Genomic DNA, 11,589 nt, shown 5'->3' with positions numbered 1-11,589 from the left:
GGAGATCTCGCATGGCCACGCGTATCGCTCGTACCGCCTGGAACGGCGGAGTGCAGGACGGCCAGGGTCAGGTCGAGCTGTCCAGCTCGAAGGTCGGCACGTTCGACGTCTCGTTCCCGCGCCGCGCCGCGGACGACGCGGGCGGCGTCACGAGCCCCGAGGAGCTCATCGCCGCGGCGCACTCGTCGTGCTTCGCGATGCAGCTCTCGGCGGTCCTCGGCGAGACGGGCGCCACGCCGGTCTCGCTCGAGGTGACGGCGGAGGTCACGTTCGCGCCCGACCCGGCCGGCGGTTTCCGGATCCCGACGATCGCGCTCACCGTCCGGGGTGAGGTCGACGGGATCGACGAGGCCGATTTCCAGAAGGCGGCCGATACGGCCAAGGCGACGTGCCCCGTCTCGAAGGCGCTCGCAGGCGTCGAGTCCATCACCCTGGACGCGACGCTCGAGGCCTGACACTCGCCGCAACGCCCGCCGAACCCCGGGTTGCTTGCCGATCCCCCTGACGATCGGTCGGCAACCCGGGGTTCGTCGCATCCGGGGCGTCCCTCAGCGGGGGAGGAGCGGGGGCGTCGAGGTACCAGCGCCGTCGCGGATGCCGTCGACCAGCTCGGCGAGCGTGTCCTTCGCGCCGTGCACGGGGTGCCAGCGCAGGAGCTCCGCGGCGAGCTCCGTGTCCAGCACCGGGACGCGCATCGCCATGTCGAGCCAGCCCTCGCCCACGGGGACCAGGCGCGCGCGCCACGCCGCGGCGACCGCGGTGCGGGCCGTCCCGTAGGGCACGGTGCGCAGCGAGCCGTCGGCGACGACGTCGGCCACGTCCTGCGCCGTGAGCACCGTGGGGTGGGCGACGTTGAAGGGTCCGGGGTGCCGTCCGACGACGATGCGGACGTAGGCCTCCGCGACGTCCTCGGCGTGCACGACCTGGAGCCGCAGACCGTCGGGCAACGGGACGGTGGGCAGGGGGGCGCGCTTGAGGACCCGCGTCCCGAAGGGGCCCAGGAAGTACCGGGTGATCTCCGACGCGGCGTCGCGTTGGAACACGAGCGCCGACCGGACACGGGAGACGACGAGCCCGCTGCTGTGGTCGACGTCGTCGAGCAGCGCCTCGACCGCGGCCTTGTCCTCGGAGTACGACGAGCCGGGCACGCCGTCGACCGGCCAGCCCTCGGAGACCGGCGTGTCGCGCGTGTCGCCCGCGTAGGGGGCGGGGGAGTACGCGCCCACGGAGGAGGCGACGACGAGGTGCGCGACCCCGGCGCGGCGGGCCGCTGCGACGACGGCGCGCGTCCCCTCGACGTTGACGCGGCGCAGCCGCTTGCGGTCGTGGCTGGGCTGGACCGCCCACGCGAGGTGCACGACGACGTCCGCACCGGCGAGCGCGACGTCGAGCCGTTCGGCTGCGTCGGGCGCGGCGACGTCCGCGTACCGCCACGTCGCGGCGTCGTGCGGGGAACCCACCGTGCTCGAGCCGTCCGCGCGCGGCACGCGGCGGGCGACCGCCACGACCGAGGTCACGGCGGGCTCGGTCGCGAGCCGGCGCAGCACGGCCGTCCCGACGTTGCCGCTCGCTCCGACGACCACCACGCGCATGCGCTGCCTCCCGATGTCCGTGTCAGCCTCGACGCTAGCCCGCCTCGCCGGAGTTCGCCCGGGCGATCTCCAGCACCGTGGTGCGCGCGGGCTCGGGGAGCTCGGGCACGAGCACGACCGCGCTCGCGAGGACGAGCCGCTGGAGCTCTGCGCGCGAGAGGTCGCTGCCGCCGAGCCAGGCGGCCGTGACGTTCTCCACGAGGGCGACCCAGCCCGCGGCGAGGAGCTGCAGGCGCGGTGTGATGGCGGGGGTGCCTGCCGTCGTGGCGGTCACGGTCGACGTCATGCGCGCGACGAGGCTCTCGCGGACCCGCGTGAGCGCCGCCTGGGTCGCGTCGTCCTCGGCGAGAGCGCCCCGCCACAGGTCCTGCCACAGCAGGCGCCGGGCCTCGACCGCGTCGAGGAAGGCGGCGACGGCGAGCGCCGGGCGCTGCGCGAGGGGACGATCGTCGGGTGCGACCGTCGCCGCCTCGAGCTCCGCCACCGCCTCGAGCGCGACGGCGCGGCGCAGCCCGGACGTCGACCCGAAGTAGTGGAAGACGAGGGCCTTGGAAGCGCCCGAGCGTGCGGCGACGCTCGCGGGCGTGAGCGAGTCGAGCCCGTGCTCGTCGGCCTGGCGCGCGGCCTCGTCGAGCAGCTCCCTGCGGCGGTCGGCGGGCTCGCGTCGTCGGCGGTGGCCGCCCGCGGGCGCGATGCGGGTGCCAGCGGCGGGAGGGGGTGCGGTCGGGACCATGCCTCCGTTCTACGCGCTTGTTGACTCCGAGTCAATACGAGGCGTAGCGTTGTTGACCGCGAGTCAACGGCGGCCCTGGGAGGCCCGGGGAGCCACGAAGGGGAAGAGCTGGATGCAGATCACGCTGACGGACGTCCGCGTCGACGGACGGCGAGAGCCGATGCTCGAGCCGATGGACCTCATCTGGTCCACCGGGGAGTGCGTCCTCGTGGCGGGCGAGCCGGGGCACGGGCACACCGCGCTCGCCCTCGTCGCGACCGGCCGGTTCGACCCCTCGGGGGGCGAGGTCGCGCTCGCGCCCGAGCCGCCCCGACGCGCCGCACGCACCACCCGCTCGTCGGGCGCGGCCACGCTGCGCGACGTGACCGCCGTCGTCGACGTCCCCGGCATCAGCGAGCCCGACGACGCGCTCACGGTCGCGGACGTCGTCGCCGAGGGCCTCGCGCTCGCCGGGCGGCGCGCTCTCCCCTCCGACGTGACGCGCTGGCTCGCTGACCACTCGCTCTCCACGGACCGGTCCCGGCGCCTCGACCAGGTCCCCGGGGTCGTGCGGACCGCGCTGCTCGCGGCGCTCGCGGCCGAGGACCCCGACGTGCGCTTCCTCGTGCTCACCCTGCCGGACCGCCACGGCGGCGAGCCGTCGGGCTGGTGGGAGGTCGCCCAGACCCTCGCCGCGTCCGGATACGGCGTCCTCGTGCAGTGCACGCGCGCCTCCGCGCGCGACCTCGGGGCCGACCTCCCGCCTGCGCGCGGCGCCTCGATCCACGAGCCGCCGGTGGTCGCGCTGCGCGTGCGCGCCGACGAGAGAGCCGACGCCGGGACCGCCACCGAGGAGGACCGATGACCGCGATCCGCCTCGGGCTCTCCGAGCTGCGCCGTCTGGCCGCGGGGACCCTCCCGCGCCTCGCCATCCTCGCGATGGCGCTCATCCCCACGCTCTACGCGGGCCTGTACCTGTTCGCGAACCACGACCCGTACGACAAGCTCGACGAGATCCCCGCGGCGCTCGTGGTCCTCGACGAGGGCACCACGACCACCGACGCCCAGACCGGAGCGACGACGCAGCGCGACTTCGGCCGCGACGTCGCCGACCAGCTCCTCGACGACGGCGGGTTCGGCTGGGTCGAGACGAGCCAGGTCGACGCCGAGTACGGCGTGCGGTCGGGCCGGTACGACGCCGCGCTCGTCATCGGCCCGACGTTCTCCGTCGACCTCGCGTCCGCGGGCGAGTTCGAGCCGCAGCAGGCGAGCCTCACGCTCATCACCAACGACGCGAACAACTACCTCGCCCGGACCATCGCGGACCAGATCGTCGGCAAGGTGCGCGACTCGATCGCCGAGCAGGTCGGCACCGAGGCGGCCGACACGTTCCTGCGCGGCTTCGCGTCCATCCACACCAACCTCGCCGACGCCGTGGACGGCTCGCAGCAGCTCCTCGACGGGTCGACGCAGCTCCGCGACGGCCTCGGCACCGCGGACGACGGCGCGCACACCCTCGCCGACGGCGCCGGCCAGGCCGCCGACGGCGCCGAACGGCTCGACGCGAGCACCGGGACGCTCGCGGACGCCGTCGGGCAGCTCGACGACGGCGCGGAGGCGCTCGCGTCCGGGCTCGGGACGCTCCGCGGCGCGACGTCGTCGCTCCCCGACCAGACGCAGCAGCTCGCCGACGGTGCCGCGCAGGTCGCGGACGGCAACGCGCAGGTCGCGCAGTACGGGCAGCAGGCCGCCGACGCGGCGAGCCAGGTGCTCCCGGCGCTCGACACGATCCGCACGGACGTCGAATCGGCGCTCGACGAGCAGCTCTCCGCGCTCGTGGCGCAGGGCGTGCTCACGCAGGAGCAGGCGGACACCGTCCGCGCCGACGTGCAGGCACAGGTCGACCCTGCGCTCGACGAGCGCCGCGGGCAGATCCAGGGCGCCGTGGACCAGGTGACGGCCGCGTCGGGGAAGCTCGACCAGCTCGCCGACGGGTCGCGCCAGGTGTCCGACGGCGCGGCGACGCTCGCCGCCGCGACGCCCCAGCTCACGTCCGGCATCGCGTCCGCCGCGGACGGCGCCGACCGCCTCGCCGACGGCACCGGGCAGCTCGCCGCCGCCACGCCGCAGCTCGTCGACGGCGTCGCGCAGCTCGCCGACGGCACGCGCCAGGTGTCCGACGGCGCGACCTCGCTCGCCGACGGGACGTCGCAGCTCCGCAGCGGGTCCGGCGAGCTCGTCGACGGAGTCACGCAGCTGCACGACGGCCTCTCGGAAGGACTGGGCCAGATCCCCGACCTCGACGAGGAGACCCGGCAGGACACCGCCGAGACCATCGGCAACCCCGTCTCGGTCCAGAACGAGGCGCTGTCGTCGGCCGGTACGTACGGCGGCGGGCTCGCACCGTTCTTCCTGTCGCTCGCGACCTGGATCGGCGCCTACGTGCTCTTCCTCCTCGTACGGCCGCTGTCGACCCGTGCGCTCGCGGCCGGCCGCTCCGGCCTGGCCACCGCCCTCGGCGGGTGGCTCACCCCGGCCGCGATCGGCGTCGTGCAGGTCGCCGCGATGTTCACGGTGACGAAGTTCGCGCTCGACATCGAACCCACCTACGGGGTCGGGACCGCGCTCTTCCTCGTCCTCGTCTCCGCGACGTTCGTCGCGATCCTCCAGGCGCTCAACGTCTGGCTCGGCGCCGCCGGCCAGTTCCTCGGGCTCGTGCTCATGCTCGTCCAGCTCGTCACCGCGGGCGGCACGTTCCCCTGGCAGACCATCCCCGAACCGCTGCGCTCGATGCACCAGTTCCTGCCCATGACGTACGCCGTCGAGGGCCTGCGCCAGCTTCTCTACGGCGGCAACCTCGCGACGGTGACGCGCGACGTGACGGTGCTGGCCGTCGTCCTCGTCGGGGCCCTCGCCCTCACGACTCTCGCCGCCCGTCGCCAGCGCGTCTGGACCGTCACCAAGCTCCAACCGGAGCTCGTCCTCTGACGCCGAGGTAGAACCCCGGTCGCGCAAGGTAGAACTCTGGTCGGTCGAGGTAGAACCGTGGTCGCGCGAGGTAGAACCGTGGACTGCCGAAGTAGAACCGTGGTCGTGTCGGACGGCGCGTGCGGCTGGGGTGTCGGGGTGGGTGGGGGCGCCGCGTCTTCCATCCGCCGCTCGTTCCTCGCGGCTCCCGCCAGGCCCTCCACGACGCGGCGCCCCCACCCACCCCTCCGGCGTCGTCTCGCCGTGGCCTGTGCTCACCGGGGCGACCGCCCGCCGTGCCGGGTTCGCCCGAGCGTGACCGCGGTCCTACCTCGCAGCGAGCCGTCGGCCGGGCCCACCCGCGCCGCAGACCCGACCACGCGGGCCTGAGACCTCACCGCGACCCGCGGACGGGTAGCGCGCGGAGGGTCGGCGGGCGGACGGTCCGGACCGACGGGGCGGGAGGGTGCGAGAATCGCGACGTGTCCGCTGAGATCGACGCCACCCCGGCCCATGCCCCGCAGCACGACGGGAACGGTTCGCGGCGGTCCGGCTCTCGCGCCGTGCCGTCGCCCGAGGCCGAGCGCGAGGCTGCGCTCCGCGAGGCGGAACGGGCCGCCGACGCCGCTCGCGCGGCTCTCGCCGAGGCGCTGCGGACGGTCGTACGCGGCGGGGTCGACTCCTCGACGCGGCGCCGCGCCGAGTACTCGACGGACGCGTCGAACTACCGCGTCGTGCCCGAGGCCGTGGTGTACCCGCAGGACGCGGACGACGTCGTCGCGGCGCTCGACGTGCTGCGCGAGCTCGAGGTGCCGGTCACGGCGCGCGGGGCGGGGACGTCGGTCGCGGGGAACTCGATCGGGCCGGGCGTCGTGCTGGACTTCACACGGCACGTGAACCACGTGCTCGACGTCGACCCCGAGGCCCGGACCGCGCGCATCGAGCCGGGCGTCGTCATGTCGGCGCTCCAGCAGGAGGCGGCGCCGCACGGGTTGCGGTTCGGCCCCGACCCGTCGACCCAGAACCGCGCGACCCTCGGCGGCATGATCGGCAACAACGCGTGCGGCCCGCACGCCGTCGCGTACGGGCGCACGGTCGACAACGTGATCGAGCTCGACGTCGTCGACGGCCTCGGGCGCCGCTTCACGGCGGGCAAGGGCGACCCGACGTTCGCCGCGGTCCCCGGGCTCGCGGACCTGGTCCGGGAGAACCTCGCGCTGATCCGCACGGAGTTCGGGCGGTTCGGGCGTCAGGTGTCGGGGTACTCGCTGGAGCACCTGCTGCCGGAGAACGGGTCGGACCTCGCGAAGGCGCTCGTCGGTACCGAGGGCACGCTCGTGACGATCCTCGAGGCAACGGTCCGCCTCGTGCCGGTGCCGTCCAAGCCCACGCTCGTCGTGCTCGGCTACCCGGACATGCCGTCGGCGGCCGACGACGTCCCGACCTTCCTGAACCTCAGCCCTCTCGCGGTCGAGGGCCTCGACGCACGGCTCGTCGACGTCGTGCGGCGCGCCAAGGGTGCGCAGTCGGTGCCGCCCCTGCCGCCGGGCGCGGGCTGGCTCATGGTCGAGGTCGGCGGCGCGACCCCCGAGGAGGCGATGGCGAACGCCGAGGCGATCGTCGCGGCGTCGGGCAGCGAGGCGACGATGATCCTGCCCGCCGGACCTGACGCGACCAAGATGTGGCAGATCCGGGCCGACGGCGCCGGCCTGGCCGGGCGCACGCCCGCGGGCGAGCAGGCCTGGCCGGGCTGGGAGGACTCCGCGGTGCCGCCCGAGAAGCTGGGCGACTACCTGCGCGACCTCGACGCGCTCATGGCGCGCTACGGCGTCGACGGCCTGCCGTACGGGCACTTCGGCGACGGGTGCGTGCACCTGCGCATCGACCTGCCGCTCGAGGCGTCGGGCTCGGTGCTGCGCACGTTCATGCTCGAGGCGGCGGAGCTCGTCGCGAAGTACGGCGGCTCGCTGTCGGGCGAGCACGGGGACGGGCGCGCGCGGTCGGAGCTGCTCCCGGTCATGTACAGCCCCGAGGCGATCGCGCTCATGGAGCGGTTCAAGGCGCTGTTCGACCCGCAGGACGTGATGAACCCGGGCGTGGTCGTGCGCCCGAGCGCGATCGACGACGACCTGCGCCGCCCGCACGCGCACCCGCTCCTGTCGAAGGTCGGAGCGCCGGGCACCCCCGGCACGAGCACCGCCGCGCCGGCGAAGGTCACCAAGATCTCCCGCCGCGCCGGCTACCAGGGCTTCTCGTTCGCGCACGACCACGGCGACATCACCCAGGCCGTGCACCGGTGCGTCGGCGTCGGCAAGTGCCGCGCGGACACGAGCGCCGCGGGCGGGTTCATGTGCCCCTCGTACCGAGCGACCAAGGACGAGAAGGACGTCACGCGCGCCCGCGCCCGCGTGCTCCAGGAGGCCGTGAACGGCACGCTGGTCGGCGGGCTGTCGGCGCCCGAGGTGCACGAGTCGCTCGACCTCTGCCTGTCCTGCAAGGCGTGCTCGAGCGACTGCCCCGCGGGGGTCGACATGGCGCAGTACAAGTCCGAGGTCCTCTACCGTACGTACCGCGGGAAGCTGCGCCCGGTCGACCACTACTCGCTCGGCTGGCTCCCGGTGTGGGCACGGCTCGCGACGGGCATGCCGCGCTTGGCCAACAAGCTCCTCGGGTTCCGGCCGATCGCGAAGACCGTCCTGTGGGCCGGCGGCATGGACACGCGCCGCTCGATGACCACGTTCGCCGAGGTGCCCTTCCGGACGTGGTGGAAGCGCGGCGGCGCGACACGGGGCGTGCCGGGCCTGCGCATCGGCCAGACACCGGGCAAGCCCGTGCGCGACGAGCGCCCCAAGGTCGTGCTGTGGACGGACTCGTTCAGCGACAACATGTCGCCCGGCGTTCCCCAGGCGGCCGTCAAGGTGCTCACGGCGGCCGGGTACGACGTCGTCGTCCCCGAGCAGGAGGCGTGCTGCGGCCTCACGTGGATCAGCACGGGTCAGCTCGACGGCGCGCGCAAGCGCCTGGAGAACCTGCTGTCCGTGCTCGGCCCCTACGCGGTGAACGGCATCCCGATCATGGGGCTCGAGCCGTCGTGCACCGCCGTGCTCCGCTCGGACCTCGTGGACCTGTTCCCCGACGACCCGCGTGCACGGGCCGTGTCCGCCGCGACCCGGACGCTCGCCGAGCTCCTCACGTCGGTCGACACCGCTCCCGGCCGTGAGTCCGGGTGGCGCGTGCCCGACCTGTCCGACGTGACCGCCGTCGTGCAGCCGCACTGCCACCAGCACTCGGTCATGGGCTTCGCCGCGGACGAGCGGCTGCTGCGCGACGCGGGCGCCACGATCAAGGTCCTCGCGGGCTGCTGCGGCCTCGCGGGCAACTTCGGCATGCAGAAGGGCCACTACGAGACGTCGGTCGCCGTCGCGGAGAACGCGCTCCTGCCCGCGCTGCGCGACGCCGCACCCGGCGACGTGTACCTCGCGGACGGCTTCTCGTGCCGCACGCAGGCCGACGACCTCGCCGGGGTGCAGGGCAAGGCCCTCGTGGAGCTGCTCGCCGAGCGGCTCTGACCCGCCGCCGTCCTCCCCGCCCGGCAGTCCGCCCGCCTCTGCTGCGCGAGACAGCGACCTGCGGCCGAGGTAGCGGCGCGCAGGTGGAGCGACGTCGCTATCTCGGCCGCAGGTCGCTATCTCGCGTGACGAGCGGGGCGGACCCGGCTCGGCGCACCGCATCGGCGAGGCGGGCCACGGCCTCGTCCACGCGCGCGTCGGCGAGGTTGCCGTACCCCAGCACGAGCGTCGTCGACCGCTCGGCGGGCCGGACCTGGTAGCGGCGGAGGTCCACGACGGTCACCTCGCGCCGTGCCGCCTCTCGCACGACGTGCGCGGCGTCGGGCGCCGGGGCGTCGCGTGATCCCGGCAGGGTGAGCAGCGCGTGCATCCCCGCCGCGATGCCGCTCGCGGTCGCCCCGGGGAGCTCGCGCGCGAGGGCGTCGAGCACGGCGTCGCGACGGCGCCGGTAGCGCCCGCGCGCGGCGCGCAGGTGCCGGTCGTACCCGCCCGACGCGACGAACCGCGCGAACGTGAGCTGGTCGACCGTGGACGGTGCCGCCGTCGTCCCGGCCGCACGCGCCACGGCTTCGCGCCAGCGCGGCGGCACGACCATCCACCCGACGCCGAACGCCGGGCTCATCGTCTTGCTCACCGACCCGAGCAGCAGCACGCGGTCGGGGTCGAGCTGCTGGAGCGCGGCGACGGGCCGCCGGTCGTACCGGAACTCGGCGTCGTAGTCGTCCTCGACGACGAGCCCGTCCACGGCGCGCGCCCACGCGACGAGCGCCTCCCGCCGCTCGGGAGCGAGCGCCGCGCCCGTGGGGAACTGGTGGGCGGGCGTGACCAGCGCGGCGCGTGCCCCCGTGGCCCGTGACGCGTCCACGAGCGCGTCCACGTCCGCTCCGCCGTCGTCCACCGGCACGGGGACGGGCGTGAGGCCGGCGCGCGCCGCGACGTCGCGCAGCACCGACCAGCTCGGGTCCTCGACGAGGAGGTGGGTGTGCCCCGCCTCGACGAGCGCCGCGGCGACGCGCCCCATGCCGTCCGTCGCGCCGCGCGAGAGCACGACGGCGTCGTCCGGGCCGGCGACGACGCGCGCCCGGCGGAGATGGCCGGCGACGATGGCCCGCGCACGGGGGTGACCTGACGGCGCGGGCTGGCCGAGGTCGTCGTTCGACGCCTCCGTCAGCGCCTCGCGCGCCGCGTGCAGCCAGGGGTCGCGGGGGACGTGACGCAGGTCGGGCACGCCCGGCGCGAGGTCGAACCTCGCGCGTGCGGCGGTCCGCGCGATGTCGGTCCGCCCGGCAGGGACGACGGCGCGCGCGGGTCCGCGAACCGCCGCGGCCGAGACACGCGTCGCGGAGCCGGTGCGCGCCTCGAGGAAGCCCTCGGCGACGAGCTGGCCGTAGGCCTCGGTCACGACCCAGCGCGACACCCCGAGCGCCTCGGCGAGCTGTCGGCTGGGCGGCAGGGCCGCGCCGACCGGCACGCGCCCGGTGCGGACGGCGTCACGGACCGCGCGCTCGAGCCGCTCGACGCGCGAGCCCGGCCCGTCGCCCAGGTCGAGCAGGGCTTCCCAGGCGAGTTCCGCCGTCGGACCCTCCTCCGCCCGGGCGGCGCGGGCAGGTGATGAAGTGGTCTGGTCGAACCCCATGGAATCGGACCGTACACCCGTGCCGATCTGTTCGTAGCGTGGAGCCTGTCATCAGGACCACGGTCCGGCACGGACCACCCCACGAACCACCGGGAGACCACCATGCGGTACCGCACCATCGGCGACGGGCGCACGTCCTTCGACGTCTCGACGCTCTGCCTCGGCACGATGAACATGGGCACGCTCGTGGACGAGGACACGTCGTTCGCGATCCTCGACCGCTACGTCGAAGCAGGCGGCACCTTCCTCGACACCGCGAACAACTACAGCTTCTGGGCTGGCGGTCACGGCCGAGACAGCGAGGACCTGCTCGGGCGCTGGCTCGCGAGCCGCGGCGTCCGCGACGAGGTCCGGATCGCGACCAAGCTCGGCGCGGCGAAGAAGGACCCCGCCCTCCCGCTGCAGAACGTCGAGCCCACGAACTTCCAGGGCCTCGGCGCCGACGTCGTCGCGTACGAGGCGCACGAGAGCCTGCGCCACCTCGGCATCGACCACGTGGACGTGCTCTATGGGCACGTCGACGACCTCGAGACGCCGCTCGCGGAGACCGTCGGCGCGTTCGGCAAGCTCCAGGCGGAGGGCGTCGTCGGGATCACGGGCATCTCGAACGTCGCGCTGTGGCGCGTCGTCGAGGCGCGCGAGGAGGCGCTGCGCCAGGGGATCGCGCCGTACGGGCTCGTCCAGCAGAACTACACGTACGCGTACCCGACGCCCGAGCCGGGGCGCCACAACTGGGCCTCGTACGAGCTGCTCGACTACGCGGCGTCCACGGGGGTCGACGGGCGGCCGCCGCTCGCGGTCACGGCCTACTCGCCGATCCTCCAGGGTGCGTACGTGCGGCGCGACAAGCCGCTGTGGGACGGGTTCGACCACGCCGCGACGCGCGAGCGCATCCGCCTCCTGCACGAGGTCGCGGGCGAGCTCGGCGTGACGCCGAACCAGGTCGTGCTCGCGTGGCTCCTCGGCGGCGAGCACCCCAGCGTCCCGATCATCGGGCCGAGCACGCTCGAGCAGCTCGACGAGCTCCTCGGTGCCGCCGACCTCGACCTCGACCCGGAGCTGCGCGCGCGCCTCGACGCCGCGTGACCTGCTGGGCGCGGCGCGTCACCCCAC

Annotated in this window: 8 protein-coding genes; 5 read left to right on the top strand and 3 right to left on the bottom strand. The window is 74.8% G+C overall.

Annotated features, from left to right (window positions below):
• The first annotated feature begins 11 nt into the window (after positions 1 to 11).
• On the top strand, positions 12 to 455 hold the full coding sequence (locus ACMXGY_RS17195; protein ID WP_483774189.1) for an OsmC family peroxiredoxin: 444 nt from the start codon (positions 12 to 14) through the stop codon (positions 453 to 455).
• Between the two features lie 93 nt (positions 456 to 548).
• On the opposite strand, the gene ACMXGY_RS17190 is transcribed toward ACMXGY_RS17195, so the two are convergent.
• Together ACMXGY_RS17190 and ACMXGY_RS17185 are read right to left on the bottom strand one after the other, a co-directional pair.
• Positions 549 to 1,592 carry an NAD-dependent epimerase/dehydratase family protein gene (locus ACMXGY_RS17190; RefSeq protein ID WP_483774188.1) on the bottom strand — a complete coding sequence of 348 codons (1,044 nt, stop codon included), beginning with the start codon at positions 1,590 to 1,592 and terminating at the stop codon, positions 549 to 551.
• 34 nt (positions 1,593 to 1,626) lie between these two features.
• Positions 1,627 to 2,325, bottom strand: a complete 699-nt coding sequence (locus ACMXGY_RS17185; RefSeq protein WP_483774187.1) for a TetR/AcrR family transcriptional regulator — start codon at positions 2,323 to 2,325, stop codon at positions 1,627 to 1,629.
• A gap of 112 nt (positions 2,326 to 2,437) precedes the next feature.
• Here ACMXGY_RS17185 and ACMXGY_RS17180 point away from each other — a divergent pair, with 112 nt between their 5' ends.
• The 3 genes from ACMXGY_RS17180 (at position 2,438) to ACMXGY_RS17170 (ending at position 8,840) form a co-directional block, all read left to right on the top strand.
• On the top strand, positions 2,438 to 3,169 hold the full coding sequence (locus tag ACMXGY_RS17180; RefSeq protein WP_483774186.1) for a hypothetical protein: 732 nt from the start codon (positions 2,438 to 2,440) through the stop codon (positions 3,167 to 3,169).
• Positions 3,166 to 5,292 carry a YhgE/Pip family protein gene (locus ACMXGY_RS17175; protein WP_483774185.1) on the top strand — a complete coding sequence of 709 codons (2,127 nt, stop codon included), beginning with the start codon at positions 3,166 to 3,168 and terminating at the stop codon, positions 5,290 to 5,292. Before ACMXGY_RS17180 ends, ACMXGY_RS17175 begins: the two co-directional genes overlap by 4 nt.
• Before the next feature lie 629 nt (positions 5,293 to 5,921).
• Positions 5,922 to 8,840, top strand: coding sequence for an FAD-binding and (Fe-S)-binding domain-containing protein (locus ACMXGY_RS17170; RefSeq protein WP_483776891.1), 2,919 nt, complete (start codon positions 5,922 to 5,924; stop codon positions 8,838 to 8,840).
• 97 nt (positions 8,841 to 8,937) lie between these two features.
• Here ACMXGY_RS17170 and pdxR read toward each other — a convergent pair whose 3' ends face one another.
• Positions 8,938 to 10,476 carry a MocR-like pyridoxine biosynthesis transcription factor PdxR gene (gene pdxR, locus ACMXGY_RS17165; protein ID WP_483774184.1) on the bottom strand — a complete coding sequence of 513 codons (1,539 nt, stop codon included), beginning with the start codon at positions 10,474 to 10,476 and terminating at the stop codon, positions 8,938 to 8,940.
• 102 nt (positions 10,477 to 10,578) lie between these two features.
• On the opposite strand from pdxR, the gene ACMXGY_RS17160 reads away from it, so the two are divergent.
• Complete coding sequence (locus ACMXGY_RS17160; protein ID WP_483774183.1) at positions 10,579 to 11,562, top strand: aldo/keto reductase; 984 nt, start codon at positions 10,579 to 10,581, stop codon at positions 11,560 to 11,562.
• Positions 11,563 to 11,589: the final 27 nt, after the last annotated feature.

It is taken from the genome of Cellulosimicrobium sp. G4 BAM 1002, from assembly GCF_057126935.1.
This window is presented reverse-complemented; position numbering and strand designations above follow the sequence as displayed.

Coding starts and splice junctions, on each gene's coding strand:
- pdxR (WP_483774184.1), bottom strand. CDS start 10,476: ATGGGGTTCGACCAGACCACTTCATCACCTGCCCGCGCCGCCCGGGCG.
- ACMXGY_RS17160 (WP_483774183.1), top strand. CDS start 10,579: ATGCGGTACCGCACCATCGGCGACGGGCGCACGTCCTTCGACGTCTCG.
- ACMXGY_RS17180 (WP_483774186.1), top strand. CDS start 2,438: ATGCAGATCACGCTGACGGACGTCCGCGTCGACGGACGGCGAGAGCCG.
- ACMXGY_RS17190 (WP_483774188.1), bottom strand. CDS start 1,592: ATGCGCGTGGTGGTCGTCGGAGCGAGCGGCAACGTCGGGACGGCCGTG.
- ACMXGY_RS17175 (WP_483774185.1), top strand. CDS start 3,166: ATGACCGCGATCCGCCTCGGGCTCTCCGAGCTGCGCCGTCTGGCCGCG.
- ACMXGY_RS17195 (WP_483774189.1), top strand. CDS start 12: ATGGCCACGCGTATCGCTCGTACCGCCTGGAACGGCGGAGTGCAGGAC.
- ACMXGY_RS17185 (WP_483774187.1), bottom strand. CDS start 2,325: ATGGTCCCGACCGCACCCCCTCCCGCCGCTGGCACCCGCATCGCGCCC.